This is a genomic window from Noviherbaspirillum sp. Root189, from assembly GCF_001428545.1.
In the GTDB taxonomy this organism is placed as follows: domain Bacteria; phylum Pseudomonadota; class Gammaproteobacteria; order Burkholderiales; family Burkholderiaceae_D; genus Noviherbaspirillum.
Window position 1 is genome coordinate 125,921 of record NZ_LMHZ01000023.1, and the last position, 18,406, is coordinate 144,326.

Consider the following 18,406-nt stretch of genomic DNA (forward strand, 5'->3'; position numbering starts at 1 on the left):
TGTCGTCGCTATTATGCGTTCACGTAGTCATTCGCCAACAAAGCTTAAGGCAGCTTGGAAACGGCGACATGCTTGAGCAGGTCGTCGACGGAAATTTGCATGACGTCGGTGAACGGCGCCGGATACAGGCCCATCGCCAATACGGCAATCGCCAGTACGCCAAGCATCAGGAATTCACGGCCGTTCAGGTCTTTTAGTGCGGCCACATGCTCATTGCCGACTTCACCAAACACCACCCGCTTCACCATCCACAACGAATAGGCGGCACCAAAGATCAGTGCAGTGGCTGCGAGCAAACCGATCCAGAAATTGAACTGGACCGCGCCAAGGATCACCATGAACTCGCCGACAAAGCCGGATGTCGCTGGCAAACCGCTGTTGGCTAGCGAGAACAGGACAAAGAAGGCGGCAAAGCGCGGCATGGTATTGATCACGCCGCCGTAGTCGGCGATCTGGCGGGAATGCATACGGTCGTACAACACACCAATGCAAAGGAACATCGCGCCGGAAACGAAACCGTGAGAAATCATTTGCACGATGCCGCCCTGCACCGCCATCGGGTTGAACATGAAGAAACCGAGAGTGACGAAGCCCATGTGCGCAATCGATGAGTAGGCAACCAGCTTTTTCATGTCGGTCTGCACCAGCGCAACCAGGCCGATATAGATAACGGCGATCAGCGACAGCGTGATGATAAAGCCGGACAGGTAGTGGCTGGCGTCCGGTGCGATAGGCAGCGAAAACCGCAGGAAGCCGTACGCACCAAGTTTCAGCATGATTGCAGCCAGTACGACAGAGCCGCCGGTCGGTGCTTCCACGTGGGCGTCAGGCAGCCAGGTATGCACCGGCCACATCGGCACCTTGACTGCAAAGGCCATCAGGAAAGCCAGGAAGATCAGGACCTGAACGTTCATTGGCAACGCCAGCTTGTGCCAGGTCAGAATTTCAAAGCTGCCGCCGGAAGTAAAGTACAGGTACAGGATGGCAACCAGCGTCAGCAGTGAGCCGAGCAGCGTGTACAGGAAGAACTTGATCGCCGCATACACGCGATTTGCGCCGCCCCACACGCCGATGATGATGAACATCGGGATCAGGGTCGCTTCGAAGAACACATAGAACAGCAAACCGTCGAGGGCGCAGAAGACGCCGATCATGAGGCCCGACAGAATCAGAAACGCGCCCATGTACTGGGCGACCCGCTTTTCAATGACTTCCCAGCCTGCGATGACCACGATCACCGTGATGAATGCGGTGAGCAGGACAAACCAGACGGAAATGCCGTCGACGCCGAGCAGGTATTGAACGTTGAAGCGTTCGATCCAGCTTGCCTTTTCGACGAACTGCATGCCGTGAGCGGCCTTGTCGAACTGGTTATACAAGGGCAAGGTGACGAGGAAGCTGACAATCGAACCGATCAGCGACACACCGCGCACCAGGCCGGGGTTTTCGTCCCGGCCGAATGCCAGTACGAACAGACCAAACGCGATCGGACACCAGATCGCGAGGCTCAGAAGAGGAAAAGTTGACTGCATCATGGTTTTTATTTGCTTTACTTCGCCAACTTATTTGGCAAACGACGGGAACGGCATGAAATAAATCAGGAAACCCAGCACACCGAGAATCATCACAAAAGCGTAGTGATAGATATAACCGGACTGCAGGTGGCGGATCATCCCGGAGAACCAGCCCACTGCCTTCGCGCTTCCATTCACGAACAGTCCATCAATGATCGCGCGATCACCCACCTTCCACAGCCCGCCTCCCAGCAGGCGTGCGCCGGAGGCAAACACGACTTCGTTGATCTTGTCCATGTAGTACTTGTTATCCAGGATCGTAAAGATGCCATGGAAATGCTTGTAGAACCAGGCAGGCACCTTGCGATTTACCATGTAGCAGTAATAGGCGGACACTACGCCAGCCAATGCCAGCCAGAATGGCGCTGTACTCAATCCATGGATGCCCATTGCGACAGCGCCATGGAATCCTTCAGTCAATGCACGCATCGCATGATGAGATTCACCAACGAAGATGACATTCTTGAAGAAATCACCATGCAGCATCGGACCAATGGCGATCGCGCCGATCACAACTGAAGGAATGGCCAGCAGAATCAGGGGCAAGGTCACTACAGCGGGCGCCTCATGCGGCTTCTCGCCCGGAGCGAGGCCATGGTGGTGATGCGCATCGTGAGCATTATCATGCTCTTCGTGGGCGTCATGATGATGGTTGTGCGCCTTGCCGAAACGCTCTTCCCCGTGGAACACCAGGAAGTACATCCGGAACGAATAGAAAGCCGTGACGAATACGCCGGCCAGGACAGCGAAGTTGGCGAAGCCCGAACCAAAGATGTGGGTGTCGTGCACCGCTTCGATGATGCTGTCCTTCGAATAGAAGCCAGAGAAGAACGGGGTACCGATCAGTGCGAGCGAACCCAGCAGCGAAGTAATCCAGGTGATCGGCATATATTTGCGCAGACCGCCCATGTTGCGGATGTCCTGATCGTGGTGCATGCCGATGATCACCGCGCCGGCGCCCAGGAACAGCAGTGCCTTGAAGAAAGCGTGGGTCATCAGGTGGAACACCGCAACCGAGTAGGCCGATGCGCCGAGCGCCACGGTCATGTAGCCGAGCTGGGACAGCGTTGAATACGCCACCACGCGCTTGATATCGTTCTGGATAATGCCCAGGAAACCCATGAACAGCGCGGTGATCGAACCGATAATGAGGATGAAGGACAACGCGGTATCGGACAGTTCGAACAGCGGAGACATGCGCGCCACCATGAAGATGCCGGCGGTCACCATCGTCGCCGCGTGAATCAGCGCGGAAATCGGCGTCGGGCCTTCCATCGAATCCGGCAGCCAGACGTGCAACGGGAACTGCGCCGACTTACCCATCGCGCCGATGAACAGGCAGATACAGGCAACCGTGATCAGCATCCAGTCGGTGCCTGGCAACAGCAATTTGGCAAGTTCTTCGCGCTTGGCAAACACTTCCGTGTAGTTCATGGAGCCGGCATAGGCGAGCAGCAAGCCGATGCCGAGGATGAAGCCGAAGTCACCGACGCGGTTGACCAGAAAGGCTTTCATGTTCGCGTAGATCGCCGTCGGACGGGTGTACCAGAAGCCGATCAGCAGGTAGGACACCAGACCCACGGCTTCCCAGCCGAAGAACAGTTGCAGGAAGTTGTTGCTCATGACGAGCATCAGCATCGAGAACGTGAACAGGGAAATGTAGGAGAAGAAGCGGTTATAACCTTCGTCGTCCGCCATGTAGCCGATTGTGTAGATATGCACCATCAGTGACACGAAGGTCACCACGCACATCATCATCGCGGTCAGGCTGTCGACCATGAAGCCGATCTCCAGCTTGAGGCCGTTGACTGTCATCCAGTTATAGATGGTGCCGTTGAACGTCGCACCTTCCATGACCGCCATCAGCGTCTGGATGGAAATGATGAGCGCGACCAGCACGCCCAGGATCGTCACTGAGTGTGACGCTGTGCGGCCGATCTTGTTGCCGAAAAACTTGGTTCCGAACAGGCCTGCAATTACAGAACCTGCGAGGGGTGCCAGCGGCACAGCCAAGAGTACGTGTGGGTTAAGTTGCCCCGCCATGATGGACCTTATCCGTTATTTTTGTGATTAACCTTTGAGGCTGTCGAGATCTTCCACATTGATGGTGTCCAGGTTACGGAACAGCACCACCAGAATGGCAAGACCAATCGCGGATTCCGCGGCAGCCACAGTCAGGATGAAGAAAACGAAAATCTGCCCGGCCGCATCGCCCAGGTAATACGAGAAGGCGATGAAGTTCATGTTCACCGCCAGCAGCATCAGTTCGATTGCCATCAGCAACACGATGATGTTCTTGCGGTTCAGAAAAATACCCACGATCGAGATCGCAAAGAGGATCGCGCCGAGAATCAGATAATGAGCGAGCGATATTGCCACGGTGGTTTCCCCTTATTGTTTTTCTGCGGCCGGTGCAGCCGGCTGCACACCGCCGATACTGCCGCCGCCGTTGGCACGCTCGGACTCAGCCTTCATGCTGACGATACGGATACGGTCGTTACGCTTGACCTTGACCGCATCTGCCGGATTGAAATACTTGCTGTCCTTGCGACGGCGCAGAGTCAACGCAACGGCTGCGACGATAGCGACCAGCAACACCACGGCAGCGATTTCAAACGCGTAGATGTACTGCGTATAGATGAGCTTGCCGAGTTCCTTGGTATCACCAAGGTGGGCCGATACCGCCGGCACCTGTGTTTCGGGAGCCCAGAAGCCATGCAGCAGGACGGCTGCCATCTGCAGCACGATCAGGACACCAACAAGAGCGGCGAGCGGGAGATATCCCCAGAAGCCTTCCCGCATTTTACCGATATCGATATCCAGCATCATCACCACAAAGAGGAATAGCACCATCACCGCGCCCACATAGACGAGGACGAGAACAATGGCAAGGAATTCCGCTTTCAACAGCAGCCAGACCGCGGCGGCAGAGAAGAACGACAGGACCAGGAAGAGTGCGGCATGTACCGGGTTCCGGGCGGTGATGACGCGGATCGCGGCGAAAATCAGAATCGCCGAGAACGCGTAGAACAAAGCAGTTTTAAATTCCATAATCGACCAAGTGAGTCAGCTTTACGCAGGCCAGGACAGCCTAAATCAACGGTATGCAGCATCGGCTGCGCGGGCAGCTGCGATATCCTTTTCATAACGATCGCCAACCGCGAGCAACATCTCCTTGGTGAAGTAGAGGTCGCCACGCTTTTCGCCGTGGTATTCGAGGATATCGGTTTCGACAATCGAGTCGACCGGGCAGGATTCTTCGCAGAAGCCGCAGAAAATGCACTTGGTCAGATCGATGTCGTAACGCGTGGTACGGCGTGTACCGTCGTCGCGCTCCGTCGATTCGATCGTAATGGCCATTGCCGGGCAGACTGCCTCACACAGTTTGCACGCGATGCAGCGCTCTTCGCCGTTAGGATAACGACGCAGTGCATGCAAGCCACGAAAACGTGGCGACAAGGGGGTCTTCTCTTCCGGGAACTGCACGGTAATCTTACGGGCGAACATATAACGCCCGGTCAGAGCCAGTCCTTTGAGCAGTTCTCGCAGCATCAAGCTGCCGAAAAAATCTTTGATGGCTTCCATAGCGATCAGCCTCTTTCTTTACTTCCAAATGTTCCAGGGTGACTGTATCCAGGCCGCCACGATCACCAGATAAGCCAGCGTCAGCGGAATAAACACTTTCCAGCCGAGACGCATGATTTGATCGTAGCGGTAACGTGGGAACGAAGCACGTGCCCAGATGAACAGCGATACAACGAAGAATGTCTTGATGCCGAGCCATATCCAGCCCGGGATGAAATCAAGGAAGGACACCGGCGCAGCCCAGCCGCCGAGGAACATCAGCGATGCGAGCATGGAAATCAGGATCATGTTCGCGTATTCGGCGAGGAAAAACATCGCGAACGACATGCCCGAATATTCCACCATGTGTCCGGCGACGATCTCTGATTCGCCTTCGACGACGTCAAACGGATGGCGGTTGGTTTCCGCGATGCCCGAGATCACGTAGATCACGAAAATCGGCAGCAACGGCAGCCAGTTCCAGGACAGGAAGGTCAGACCCTTGTCAGCGAAAAAGCCCCTGCTCTGTACCATGACGATCTCGGTCATGTTCAGGCTGCCGGAAACCATCAGGACGATAACCAGGGCAAAACCCATCGCGATTTCATAGGACACCATCTGTGCCGATGCGCGCATGGCGCCAAGGAAAGCGTACTTCGAGTTGGATGCCCAGCCGGCGATGATCACGCCGTAGACTTCCATCGAAGTAATTGCCATCACAAACAGCAGACCGGCATTGACGTTGGCCAGTACGGTCTCGGGTCCGAATGGAATCACTGCCCATGCCGCCAGTGCAGGCATGATGGTCATGATCGGGGCGATCACGAACAATGCCTTGTTGGCGCGCGCAGGAACGACGATTTCCTTGAGCAGCAGCTTCAGTGCGTCCGCGATAGGCTGCAGCAAGCCGGCCGGACCGACACGGTTCGGGCCAAGGCGGATGTGCATCCATCCGATCATCTTGCGTTCCCACAGCGTCAGGTAGGCAACACAACCCATCAGCGGCAAGACAATCACGACGATCTTGACCATGGTCCAGATCAGCGGCCACACCATCCCGAAGAGGTTCTGGCCGGTGCTGTTAATGTTCAGGAACAGCTGATCCATTACGCTTTCTCCACACTGATGGGGCCGAACATGCCACCGAGACCGATGGTGCTCGGGTGTGCGGCTGAGACACGGACCACGTTGGCGGGCAAGGTGACATCGATAGCGACCGGCAATACGGCGCTGCCCTGCCCTTGCATGATCTTGAGTTGCGCGCCTTCTGCAAGGCCAAGCTGCTCCGCGAGAATTACTGAAACCGACGCTTTCGGTGCCTTGGCATCGGTCGTCAATTGCAGCGACTCGGCGCGACGCACGATGGCGTCTGTAAAGTAGATCGGCACATCGGCAATACGCTCAAGTTCCGTAGCCTCGCTCGGCTTTGCCGCCTGCAGCGTTGTGTTGACCACATTGTTTAACTTGCTGCCGAGATCGGCTTCCTCTGCCATCTTGGTACCGAGCACCTCGACGCGGATCTGTTCGGAAGTATCGTAGTTGAAGCCCCCGATATCGAGCAGGTTGCCGAGGACACGCAGGACCTTCCATGCCGGGCGTGTTTCGCCGAGTGGCTTGGTGGTGCCGTTGAAGCCCTGGGCACGGCCTTCACAGTTAACGAAGGTGCCGGCAGTTTCAGCGAACGGCGCAATCGGAAGCAGTACGTCGGCATACTCGGCGCCGTGCTTGTACGGCGACATGACGACAACCATTTCAGCCTGATTCAGTGCGGCGCGTGCCGCCTGCGGATCGTAGCAATCGTACTCCGGCTCGGCGTGCATCACGACATAGGCCTTACGCGGCTGTGCAAACATTTGCAGTGCGTTGGCACCTTTGCCGGGAATTGCGTTGGCGATATAACCGCCGACCGTATTGGCTGCTTCGGTCAGGTAACCGAATTTGGCATCCGTGTTCTGCGCAATCCATTGGGCTGCAGCGTGTAGCTGCGACGCTTGCGGATGCTGGGCAGCGGCATTGCCGAGAACGACTACTTTTCGTTCGCCGGACAACAGGCTGGCCGCGATGCCCTTGGCGACTTCACCCGGTTCGATACCGGCAAAGCCGGCCGGTGCCGCGATTCCCTTGGCGGCAGCGATGGCGACCACAACTTCACTCAATCCGGACAGCCATTCGGACGGTGCCTTGATCATGCGATTGGCGATCGGCAACAGCAGCTCGTCGTCGGTTGCGTTCAGAATGCTGACCTTGGCACCACGCTTGGCGGCATGGCGCAGACGAGCGGCCAGCAAGGGATGATCTTTGCGCAGGAAGGAGCCGATCACGAACGCGCGTTGTGCCTGGCCGAATTCGTCGATCGACATACCAAGCCAGGGAGTGACTTTGCCGTCAAGGCTGAAGTCGGACTGGCGCAGTCGGAAGTCCACGTTGTCGGAGCCGAGGCCACGTACCAGCTTCTGCAGCAGGGTCAGTTCTTCCAGTGTCGAATAGGGTGCGGCCAGTGCAGCAATCGCATCGGCGCCATGCTCGTGGCGAATGTTACGCAAACCATGGGCAACATACTCAAGCGCAGTCTGCCAGTCGGTTTCCAGCCACTTGCCGTCCTGCTTGATCATTGGAACGGTCAGACGGTCGGCGCTGTACAGGCCTTCATAGGAAAAGCGATCCTTGTCCGACAACCAGCATTCGTTGACTGCTTCATTCTCGAGCGGCAGAACGCGCATGACTTTACCACCCTTGACCTGCACCATGAGGTTCGAGCCCAAGCCGTCGTGCGGACTGACCGAACGGCGACGGGACAACTCCCAGGTACGGGCGCTGTAGCGGAATGGCTTGGACGTCAACGCGCCGACCGGGCACAGGTCAATCATGTTGCCCGACAATTCGGAGTCGACACTATTGCCGACGAAAGTCGTGATTTCGGAATGTTCGCCGCGGTTCAGCATGCCGAACTCCATGACGCCGGCGACTTCCTGGCCAAAACGAACGCAGCGTGTGCAATGAATGCAGCGCGCCATTTCACGCATGGAAATCAGAGGACCGGCATCCTTGGGGACGACGACGCGCTTCTCTTCCTCGTAGCGGGACGCGGACGGACCGTAACCAACAGCCAGATCCTGCAACTGGCACTCGCCACCCTGATCGCAGATCGGGCAATCCAGCGGGTGATTGATCAGCAGGAACTCCATGACGCTCTTCTGCGCCTTGACCGCCTTTTCGCTGTTGGAGCGAACGATCATGCCGTTGGTGACCGGTGTCGCGCACGCGGGCAAGGGTTTGGGTGCCTTCTCGACTTCGACAAGGCACATGCGGCAGTTAGCCGCAATCGACAGTTTTTTGTGATAGCAAAAGTGCGGAATATAGGTGCCGAGCTTGTTGGCAGCGTCCATCACCATGCTGCCCTCTTGCACCTCTACTTTTTTGCCGTCAATTTCAATTTCAACCATGGCTATTTGCCTAAGTATTTGTAGGGTACGTTATACGTACCGCTTGTAATCGAATTCGGGAACGCAACGCGCTGCGTACCGGGTATTGCGTACTTCCGTCAGACGTAAGCCGGAACGATGCAGCGCTTGTGCTCGATGTGGTACTCAAACTCGTCGCGGAAAACCTTGACCATCGCACGAACCGGCATCGCCGCCGCATCGCCGAGTGCACAAATCGTGCGCCCCTGAATGTTGTCGGCAATGGAGTTCAGCATGTCAAGGTCGTCCGCACGGCCCTGGCCGTGTTCGATACGATGCACCATGCGGTAAAGCCAGCCGGTACCTTCACGGCATGGCGTGCACTGACCACAGGATTCTTCGTAATAGAAGTACGACAGGCGCAACAGCGACTTGACCATGCAGCGCGTCTCGTCCATGACGATCACCGCGCCGGAGCCGAGCATCGACCCTGCTTTGGCGATCGAGTCGTAATCCATGTCGGTCGCCATCATCACATCACCAGCCAGCACAGGCATCGACGAGCCGCCTGGAATCACGGCCTTGATCTTCTTGCCGTCTCGCATGCCACCGGCCAGTTCCAGCAACTTGGCAAACGGCGTGCCGAGCGGAACCTCGTAATTGCCAGGACGGGCCACGTCGCCGGACATCGAGAAAATCTTGGTGCCACCGTTATTGGGCTTGCCCAGTGCCGCGTAGGCTTCGCCGCCCATGCGCAGGACGAACGGCACCGCCGCGAAGGTTTCGGTGTTGTTGATCGTGGTCGGTTTGCCATACAGGCCAAAACTTGCCGGGAAAGGCGGCTTGAAACGTGGCTGGCCCTTCTTGCCTTCCAGTGATTCGAGCAGCGCGGTTTCTTCGCCGCAGATATAAGCGCCATACCCATGGAAAGCATGCAACTGGAAGTTGAAATCGCTGCCCATGATCTTGTCACCGAGGTAGCCCGCGGCGCGTGCTTCCTCAATGGCTTCCTCAAAGCGTGCGTATTCGGCCCAGACTTCACCGTGGATATAGTTGTAGCCAACCGTGATGCCCATTGCATACGCGCCGATGGCCATGCCTTCGATGAGGGCATGCGGATTGTAGCGAATGATGTCGCGATCCTTGAACGTGCCCGGTTCGCCTTCGTCGGTGTTGCAGACCAGGTATTTCTGGCCCGGGAACTGGCGCGGCATGAAGCTCCACTTCAGGCCCGTCGGAAAGCCGGCACCACCGCGGCCACGCAAAGATGACGCCTTGAGTTCGGCGATGACCTGTTCCGGCGCGATCTTTTCGTTCAGGATGCGCTTGAGCGCTTCATAGCCACCGCGCTTGACGTAATCAGCGAGGTGCCAGTTATTGCCATCGAGGTCGGCCAGGATCAGCGGATTGATATGGCGGTTATGCAGGCTGGTCATTTCTTCAATTCCTCTACCAGCGCATCAATTTTGTCATTCGACATGAAGCTGCACATGCGCTTGTTGTTCACCAGCATGACGGGTGCGTCGCCGCAAGCGCCCATGCATTCGCCTTCGACCAGTGTGAACTGGCCGTCAGCGGTGGTTTCCCTGTAGTCGATTCCGAGACGCTCTTTGAGGTGGTGAGCAGCTTTTTCACCGCCCGAGAGCTGGCACGGCAGGTTGGTACAGACCGAGATCTTGTACTTGCCTACCGGCTTGGTGTTGTACATGTTGTAAAACGTGGCGACTTCCTGCACCGCGATCGGCGCCATGCCGATGTATTTGGCAACGTCGAGCAGCACTTCCGGCGGGAGCCAGCCTTTTTCATCCTGCGCGATCGCCAGCGCCGCCATGACGGCGGACTGCCTTTGATCAGCAGGGAATTTCGCGAGTTCGCGATCGATTTTTTTGTACGCTTCTTGACTTAACAGCATATCGTCAGCCATCCGTGCGCAATGTATGCGCGGTTATCGGTCAATCTCACCGAACACGATGTCTTGCGTGCCGATGATCGTTACTGCGTCTGCAATCATGTGGCCCTTGGCCATCTCGTCCAGTGCTTGCAGGTGTGGGAAACCCGGAGCACGGATCTTCATGCGGTAGGGTTTGTTCGCGCCGTCCGAAATCAAGTAGATGCCGAACTCGCCTTTCGGATGTTCCACCGCGGCATACGCTTCGCCTTCCGGAACATGAAAGCCTTCCGTGAACAATTTGAAGTGATGGATCAACTCTTCCATGTTCGACTTCATGTTCACGCGGGACGGCGGTGCGACCTTGTGGTTGTCGATCATGACCGGGCCCGGGTTATTGCGCAGCCACTCAATGCATTGCTTGATGATACGGTTGGACTGGCGCATTTCTTCAACACGCACCAGGTAACGGTCATAGCAGTCGCCATTCACGCCAACCGGAATATCGAAGTCGAGCAAGTCATACACTTCGTACGGCTGCTTCTTGCGCAAATCCCATGCAATTCCGGAACCACGCAACATCGGCCCGGTAAAACCCATGGCCTTCGCACGCTCGGGCGTTACAACGCCGATACCGACGAGGCGCTGTTTCCAGATGCGGTTATCGGTCAGCAATGTCTCGTATTCATCGACGTAACCCGGGAAGCGATTGGTAAAGTCTTCGATGAAATCCAGCAGCGAACCCTGGCGGTTTTCGTTGAGCTGGCGAATGGCCTTTTCATTACGGACTACCGACGCCTTGTACTGCGGCATGGTATCAGGCAGATCGCGATAAACGCCGCCCGGACGGTAATACGCCGCATGCATGCGTGCACCTGACACGGCTTCGTAGCAATCCATCAAGTCTTCGCGCTCACGGAACGCGTAGAGAAAGACCGCCATGGCACCAACGTCGAGACCGTGCGCGCCGATCCACAGCAAGTGGTTCAGGATGCGCGTGATCTCATCGAACATGACGCGGATGTACTGCGCGCGCAGCGGGACTTCGATACCCAGCAGCTTTTCGATGGCGAGCACATAGCCGTGCTCATTGCACATCATCGACACGTAGTCCAGGCGGTCCATGTAGGGCACGGACTGCAGGAAGGTCTTCTGCTCGGCCAGCTTCTCCGTCGCGCGATGCAGCAAGCCGATATGCGGGTCGGCTCGCTGAATCACTTCACCGTCCAGTTCCAGCACGAGACGCAGCACGCCGTGCGCTGCCGGGTGCTGCGGACCAAAGTTCAGGGTGTAATTCTTAATCTCAGCCATTATTTCATCCCGTACTTCTCTTCACGAATCACACGCGGAACGATTTCACGCGGCTCAATCGTTACGGGTTGGTAAATTACGCGCTTCTGTTCGGGGTCGTAGCGCATTTCGACGTAACCCGATACCGGGAAGTCCTTGCGGAACGGATGACCGATGAAGCCGTAGTCGGTGAGGATGCGGCGCAAGTCGTTGTGGCCTTCGAACAGGATGCCGAAGAAGTCGAACGCTTCACGCTCATACCAGTTTGCGGCGGACCAGATATCGACCAACGAGGCCACCACAGGCATTTCGTCATCTGGTGCAAATACGCGTACGCGCAGACGCCAGTTGTGAGTGACCGACAGCAGGTGGCTGACGGCGGCAAAACGCGGACCGTCCCAGGCGCCATCGCCATAGGTCGAGTAGTCCACGCCGCACAGGTCGATCAACTCTTCAAAGCGCAGATCGGCATGATCACGCAGTACACGCATCGCGGACAGATAATCGGAAGCACCGACAACCACCGTCACTTCGCCCAGTGCCACCTTCAGGTCCTGGATCTGGCTACCAAGCGCGTTACGCAAGGCAGCTTCGAGGGTTTCAATTTTCGTCGTCATATCACTTTTCTAAGCGGCCCTCTTATCGCGCGATGGTGTTGGTACGCTTAATCTTGTTTTGCAACTGGAGAATGCCGTACAGGAGCGCCTCGGCGGTCGGCGGGCATCCGGGCACATACACGTCAACTGGAACAATGCGATCGCAGCCACGCACAACAGAGTACGAGTAGTGGTAATAGCCGCCGCCGTTTGCACAGGTGCCCATGGAGATCACCCAACGGGGCTCGGCCATCTGGTCGTACACCTTGCGTAGCGCCGGCGCCATCTTGTTGCACAGTGTGCCGGCAACAATCATCACATCGGACTGACGCGGCGACGGACGGAATACGATCCCGAAACGGTCGAGGTCATAACGCGAAGCGCCCGCATGCATCATCTCAACAGCACAGCAGGCCAGACCAAAAGTCATCGGCCACAGCGAGCCGGTGCGAGTCCAGTTAATCAGCTTGTCAGCAGTGGTGGTGACAAAGCCTTCGTTCAATACGCCTTCAATAGACATGTCTTACTCCCAATCCAGGGCACCTTTCTTCCAGATGTACCAGAAGCCCACAATGAATTCGACGATAAACACCATCATCGTGATGAAGCCCTGCCATCCGAGGTCTCGCATTGCGACGCCCCATGGGAAGAAAAACGCGGTTTCCAGATCGAACAAAATGAACAGGATGGCAACGAGGTAGTAGCGCACGTCAAACTTCATGCGTGCATCTTCAAATGCCTCAAAGCCGCATTCGTACGGCGACAGTTTCTGCGCGTCAGGCTTATGCGGAGCCAGTACGCGACCTAGCACCTGCGGTACGACACCAACGCCGATTCCGACAAGAATGAAAAGAAGTATGGGGAAGTAGTTTTCGAGGTTCACGATGGGAGCGGATGTTGGTTAGTTGAATGATTGGCAAATCAAACCAAGATTCCTCGTTAAAAAGCCAGCTTGGGCAAATCCCTTGCTGGCTTCAAATTATTGGTGCCGACGGCGAGACTCGAACTCGCACAGCTTTCGCCACTACCCCCTCAAGATAGCGTGTCTACCAATTTCACCACGTCGGCTCAAAGACTGCTATTTTAACCTGTTTTGGAGCGTTTGTTCAATGCACAATTGCTCACTACCAAGCTGTACCGAGATTTATTTTGGAATCTGGTTTGCCTGACCTGCATTGCCAGCTGGTGCAGCAGGAACCGGTGCCGGTGCCGCATTACCTTGGGCCGCCGGTGCATTGGCAGGCGCGGGAGTCGTTGCCGGCGCGTTCGGCACGGCAGGTGCGACAGGCAGGTTTTCCATCACACCACCACTAACAGGTGCGCGGTTATTTCCAATAAAGGCAAGGGCCAGCGTGGCACCAAAGAAGACTGCAGCTGCAACTCCGGTCGACTTGGACAGGAAGTTGGATGACCCGGTCGCGCCAAACAGGCTGCCGGAAGCTCCGGAGCCGAATGCGGCGCCCATGTCGGCACCCTTGCCATGCTGTAGTAAGACCAGGCCGATAATCGTCAAAGCGGAAATGACCTGTACTACGACGATGACTGTGAACAAAGCGTTCATTTGTTACTTTCCAATAAGGTAAAAATTCTGCCGTGCTGTTTATGCAGCGCGGATAATGGCAAGGAAATCGGCAGCCTTCAATGATGCACCACCAATCAATCCACCATCGATGTCGGCCATCGCCAGCAACTCGCCGGCGTTGTCCGGCTTCATGCTGCCGCCGTACAGAATCTGCACGTTTTCAGCAGCCGCGGAATTCCTGGCCGCTATACGGGAGCGCAACATTGCATGCACGTCCTGCGCCATTTGCGGCGTTGCCGTCCTGCCCGTACCAATGGCCCACACAGGCTCATAGGCAATGACGATTTTCGCCAGATCCGCTGGCCCAAGCAACGCCAGTACCGCATCGATCTGCTCGCCGACCACAGCGTCGGTGCGACCTGCTTCGCGATCTTCAAGCGACTCCCCTACGCACACGATAGGCGTCAGGCCCGACTTGATCGCACGTTCGGTCTTCTTTGCCACGACTTCACTGGTTTCACCGTGATAGGAACGGCGCTCCGAATGGCCTACGATGGCATAAGTGCACGCAAAATCGGCAAGCATGGCACCGGAAATTTCACCGGTGTAGGCACCCGACTCATGCACGGAAACATCCTGCGCTCCCCAGGCGATCGCAGTGCCCGCCAATGCAGCCTGGCACTGCGCGAGATAAGGAGCGGGAACGCAGACCGCGACGGAACTCTTCGTTTCGCGAATTTCGTCCTTAAGTCCATTGAGCAGAACGGCATTGGCAGCAAGACTGCCATTCATTTTCCAGTTTCCGGCAATTAGTTTGCGACGCATAAGGGCCTAAAAATTCAATAACCCTTGATTTTAGCGCGGCGCAACAGGGATGGTCAAACGCAAGCAACTGACTATGACCGCATTCAGGCCTTTGATGTTCCGCAAACAGCGACCGGAGACCAGAAAATTTACTGCAGTTGAAGCACGATCTTACCTACATGCGTACTGCTTTCCATTAATGTGTGGGCAGCGACCGCTTCTTCCAGAGGAAAAACCCGGTAAATCACAGGCTTGATCTGTCCCGCTTCGATGAGCGGCCATACGCGGGTCTGCAGATTACGTGCAATGGCTTCCTTGAATTCGACTGAGCGCGGACGCAGCGTCGAACCGGTAATGCTGAGGCGCCGTCGCAATACCTGCCCGAAGTCAATATTGCCTTTTGCGCCACCCAAAATAGCGATCACGACGATACGGCCGTCGTCTGCGAGGCAATTGATTTCCCGCCCCACATAGTCACCAGCCACCATATCGAGAATGACGTTGACACCTTTGCCTTGCGTTTCCGTCTTGATTACTTCGACAAAATCTTCGTCACGGTAATTGATGCCGCGTACCGCACCGAGTTCTTCACAGGCGCGTCGCTTGTCTTCGCTTCCGGCGGTGGCGAACACCTTATGGCCCAGTGCAGTGGCAACCTGAATCGCAGTGACACCGATTCCGGACGTGCCGCCCTGTACCAGCAGTGTCTCATTGGCGGAAAGATTTGCGCGATCGAAAACATTACTCCACACCGTAAAGAAGGTTTCAGGCAGTGATGCCGCTTCGGCCGCACTCAATCCCTTGGGAATGGGTAGGCACTGCCTGAGAGGAGCCGCGCAATACTCTGCATAGCCACCGCCCTGAACAAGCGCACATACGAGGTCGCCTTTTTTGAATGGCCCGACGCTGAGATCACCATCCACGATTTCTCCCGCGACCTCCAGCCCTGGCAAATCCGACGCACCGGGCGGCACCGGGTAGTGACCGAGCCGCTGAATGACATCCGGGCGGTTGATTCCTGCGGCGTGTACCTTGATCAGCACTTCGCCTTCTTTTAGCGAAGGGATAGGACGCTCGCAAAGTTGCAAAACGTCCGGAGGGCCGGGACGTGTGATTTCGATAGCTCTCATGGTCGGAATAAAAGTTGAATGGTCAGAAATGCATTCTACGTCAGACGCGAAATTCAGTTTTATCGCCCATAGACCGATGTTTGCGCCAAGGCGCAATTTCGCCTGCATTTAGTTGACTACACGCAACAATGCAGAAGATCAGAGCCCGGACAATCTTAATTGCTCCATGCCAATTCGCATGCCAAACACTAAAGATAAAGTTGTAACGAAAATGCCTGAAACAGTTACAAAAACATTGGGAACTATTCAACCGGATTTTATTTCCAAATGGCAATACAGTTTCGTGCAGGCAAACCTTATGCAGTGCCTTTCCCCTTCAGTGTCGGTCACTAGCAATACGCTGCGTGCAGGCTCCCCCCTCCTGCTTGATGAAAGTATCAGCCTCGCGCTTGCCGCTGCCAGCCAGATCGCATTTGATTGGCAAATAGCTGATGATCGCTTGTATTTGAACGGCCGCGTCACTGAAGAACTCAAGTCGCTCATCCCGGGAAATGGCACAGTGTGGCGCACCGCTACGCTGGCAACGTTGATCCATGATTCTGACAAGCCGACGTTTTACAGAAAACTCCATGAAGCATTGCGCGGCGGAGTGGACAATGACGGAGCGATGCACCGCATCAGGCTACGCCTGCAAGACAGTCAATTGGGGTGGCGCCATATCGAGATCAGCGGCAAGGTCATCGAACGCGGCGAATGCGGACGCGCCCTGCGTATGGCCGGCATTTTTGCCGACCTGGAGCACGTCGCTTCCCGTGAATCGAAAGACAACGTCAACGCACAAGAGAAAATCAATGGCGCCATTCTCACTGCCGCCTTGGATTGCATCGTATCGATCAACCATCTTGGTGAAATCATTAGCTTCAACCAGTCTGCGGAACAGACGTTTGGCTACGCCAGCACCGATGTCATCGGCAAAAAGCTGGCAGATGTCATCATTCCAGCCGAGTGGCGGGAGCATCACCAACAAGGCCTGAAACGTTATCTTGCTACCGGCGAAAGTACCCTTCTTAATCGCCGGATCGAAGTGACGGCTCAGCACGCAGACGGCTCGCTTTTTCCAGTCGAGATGGCGGTGGTGCCGGTGACTGTGGACAACAAGCCTGTGTTCACAGCGTTTATCCGCGACATCTCCGAACTCAAGCAGACACAGGCGATGTTGAAGGACAGCGCGCGACGTTACCGCCAGCTAGTGGACTTGTCGCCGGAAGCCATCCTGGTGGTCCAGCATGATGCTCTGGCGCTGCTGAATCGTGCTGCACTTCGGTTGTTCGGCGTAAGCAAATCCGACGAACTGCTTGGCAGGAACATCTTCAATTTTATTGATGCCGACTTCCATGCCCTGTTTCGGGAATGCGCGTACCACGGTCGATCCGATGTGCCGCCGCCCTCTTTTGTCGAGCAGCGCTGGACCCGTCCGGACGGTGCGACGCTGAATGTCGAAATCGGTATCAGTAAAGTGATTTTTGACGATGCGCCTGCTCTTCAGGTTGTCGTGCGGGACATCACGGAACGCAAACGGGCTGAAGCCATACAACTTGGACAAAACCGCATCCTCAACATGGTAGCGACCGGCGTCGCGCTACCGGAAATCCTGACGGAAATCGCACGCTTCGTAGAGGGTCAGTCGGAGCGCGGGCTGTGCGCCATTATGCAGTTGGATGCGGAGCGCAACGTGCTTGGCGCACCCATCGCGCCAAGCTTGCCGCCAAGCTATCTCAGTGGCATAGGCGAACTCCCGGCGACCCCCGGCAAAGGGTCTTGCGGGACGGCCGCATATCGTGGCGAACCCGTGATCGTAAAGAATATCGAGACCGATCCGTTGTGGGCAGAACACCGTACAGTGGCCCTGACGCACGGCCTGAAGGCATGCGCCTCATGGCCAATCTTTGGTCGTAACCGGAAAGTGCTGGGCACCTTCGCCTTGTACATGCGTGAAGCTACGTCACCGACCCTGGAAGATCTCCAACTGTTTAGCATCTGCACTGACCTCGCCGGCATCGCCATCGAAAGCCGTGCCTCGGAAGAACGGATTCGCTATCTTGCACATTACGACGGCCTGACCGGCCTGCCCAACCGCTTTCTGTTCAAGGAATATCTGGATCTCGCGCTGCGCAATGCGCAGCGCCATGGCAACAGGTTTGCGGTACTGTTTCTGGATCTCGACAAATTCAAGGAAATCAACGATACCTTGGGCCATGATGCGGGTGACCATGTGTTGCGCGAAATTGCCAAACGTATGCGCAACTGCCTTCGAGAGACGGACAAGATCGCGCGCATGGGTGGCGATGAATTCTATGTACTGATCGAAGAGCTGGGGCATGGCCGTTATGCCGCCGAAGTCGCACAGAAGCTGCTGCATGAAGCGGCACGACCGATCATGATCAACGGAACGGAATGCCGCTTAAGCGTCAGCATCGGTATCGGCATTTATCCTGAAGACGGCACCACGTCAACCGCTCTGCTGAAGAATGCTGACAACGCGATGTATGGCGCGAAGGAACGCGGCAAGAATGCCTTTCAATTCTTTTCAACCCCGGCGGCGAACGACTATGATGCAGCGACATCGTTCCAATGTACGTCGGCACCCCACTGGCTCGATGGCAAACGGATTGGCGTGAGCTGACGTGCTTTGCACGC

17 protein-coding genes and 1 tRNA gene are annotated in these 18,406 nt (G+C 56.2%); 1 reads left to right on the top strand and 17 read right to left on the bottom strand.

Translation table 11 applies throughout. The annotated features are described in order from the left end of the window. Positions 1-44 precede the first annotated feature (44 nt). The 17 genes from ASE07_RS14915 to ASE07_RS14995 all read right to left on the bottom strand — a co-directional run bounded on the left by ASE07_RS14915 (position 45) and on the right by ASE07_RS14995 (position 15,769). Positions 45-1,535, bottom strand: a complete 1,491-nt coding sequence (locus tag ASE07_RS14915) for an NADH-quinone oxidoreductase subunit M (RefSeq protein WP_057291621.1) — start codon at positions 1,533-1,535, stop codon at positions 45-47. 27 nt (positions 1,536-1,562) lie between these two features. Further along, a complete protein-coding gene (gene nuoL, locus ASE07_RS14920; protein ID WP_057291622.1) occupies positions 1,563-3,617 on the bottom strand; it encodes an NADH-quinone oxidoreductase subunit L in 2,055 nt (684 codons plus the stop codon). Positions 3,618-3,644: 27 nt separating this feature from the next. Further along, positions 3,645-3,953: an NADH-quinone oxidoreductase subunit NuoK gene (nuoK, locus tag ASE07_RS14925; protein ID WP_057291623.1), complete on the bottom strand. Its 309-nt coding sequence runs from the start codon at positions 3,951-3,953 to the stop codon at positions 3,645-3,647. A gap of 12 nt (positions 3,954-3,965) precedes the next feature. Beyond that, positions 3,966-4,625, bottom strand: a complete 660-nt coding sequence (locus ASE07_RS14930) for an NADH-quinone oxidoreductase subunit J (protein ID WP_057291624.1) — start codon at positions 4,623-4,625, stop codon at positions 3,966-3,968. Positions 4,626-4,670: 45 nt separating this feature from the next. After that, complete coding sequence (gene nuoI / locus ASE07_RS14935) at positions 4,671-5,159, bottom strand: NADH-quinone oxidoreductase subunit NuoI (protein WP_057291625.1); 489 nt, start codon at positions 5,157-5,159, stop codon at positions 4,671-4,673. 18 nt (positions 5,160-5,177) lie between these two features. Further along, entirely contained in the window at positions 5,178-6,245 is a 1,068-nt protein-coding gene (gene nuoH / locus ASE07_RS14940) for an NADH-quinone oxidoreductase subunit NuoH (RefSeq protein WP_057291626.1), read from the bottom strand. After that, positions 6,245-8,581, bottom strand: coding sequence for an NADH-quinone oxidoreductase subunit NuoG (gene nuoG, locus ASE07_RS14945; RefSeq protein WP_057291627.1), 2,337 nt, complete (start codon positions 8,579-8,581; stop codon positions 6,245-6,247). Before nuoG ends, nuoH begins: the two co-directional genes overlap by 1 nt. A gap of 98 nt (positions 8,582-8,679) precedes the next feature. Next, complete coding sequence (gene nuoF, locus ASE07_RS14950) at positions 8,680-9,975, bottom strand: NADH-quinone oxidoreductase subunit NuoF (protein WP_057291628.1); 1,296 nt, start codon at positions 9,973-9,975, stop codon at positions 8,680-8,682. Next, positions 9,972-10,451 carry an NADH-quinone oxidoreductase subunit NuoE gene (nuoE, locus tag ASE07_RS14955; protein ID WP_082584188.1) on the bottom strand — a complete coding sequence of 160 codons (480 nt, stop codon included), beginning with the start codon at positions 10,449-10,451 and terminating at the stop codon, positions 9,972-9,974. The genes nuoF and nuoE overlap by 4 nt, the downstream gene beginning before the upstream one ends. Positions 10,452-10,484: 33 nt before the next feature. Then, a complete protein-coding gene (locus ASE07_RS14960) occupies positions 10,485-11,738 on the bottom strand; it encodes an NADH-quinone oxidoreductase subunit D (RefSeq protein WP_057291630.1) in 1,254 nt (417 codons plus the stop codon). Then, entirely contained in the window at positions 11,738-12,334 is a 597-nt protein-coding gene (locus ASE07_RS14965; protein WP_057291631.1) for an NADH-quinone oxidoreductase subunit C, read from the bottom strand. The genes ASE07_RS14960 and ASE07_RS14965 overlap by 1 nt, the downstream gene beginning before the upstream one ends. Before the next feature lie 22 nt (positions 12,335-12,356). Beyond that, a complete protein-coding gene (locus ASE07_RS14970; RefSeq protein WP_057291632.1) occupies positions 12,357-12,833 on the bottom strand; it encodes a NuoB/complex I 20 kDa subunit family protein in 477 nt (158 codons plus the stop codon). Between the two features lie 3 nt (positions 12,834-12,836). Further along, entirely contained in the window at positions 12,837-13,196 is a 360-nt protein-coding gene (locus ASE07_RS14975) for an NADH-quinone oxidoreductase subunit A (RefSeq protein ID WP_057291633.1), read from the bottom strand. Positions 13,197-13,296: 100 nt separating this feature from the next. After that, positions 13,297-13,381: transfer RNA gene (locus tag ASE07_RS14980), tRNA-Leu, on the bottom strand. A gap of 76 nt (positions 13,382-13,457) precedes the next feature. Further along, on the bottom strand, positions 13,458-13,874 hold the full coding sequence (gene secG / locus ASE07_RS14985; protein WP_057291634.1) for a preprotein translocase subunit SecG: 417 nt from the start codon (positions 13,872-13,874) through the stop codon (positions 13,458-13,460). A gap of 39 nt (positions 13,875-13,913) precedes the next feature. Further along, a complete protein-coding gene (gene tpiA / locus ASE07_RS14990) occupies positions 13,914-14,660 on the bottom strand; it encodes a triose-phosphate isomerase (protein WP_082584165.1) in 747 nt (248 codons plus the stop codon). Between the two features lie 128 nt (positions 14,661-14,788). Then, positions 14,789-15,769 (bottom strand): NAD(P)H-quinone oxidoreductase, encoded by a 981-nt coding sequence (locus ASE07_RS14995; protein WP_057291777.1) that lies wholly within the window; start codon positions 15,767-15,769, stop codon positions 14,789-14,791. 298 nt (positions 15,770-16,067) lie between these two features. Here ASE07_RS14995 and ASE07_RS15000 point away from each other — a divergent pair, with 298 nt between their 5' ends. Next, complete coding sequence (locus tag ASE07_RS15000; RefSeq protein ID WP_057291636.1) at positions 16,068-18,392, top strand: sensor domain-containing protein; 2,325 nt, start codon at positions 16,068-16,070, stop codon at positions 18,390-18,392. Positions 18,393-18,406 lie beyond the last annotated feature (14 nt).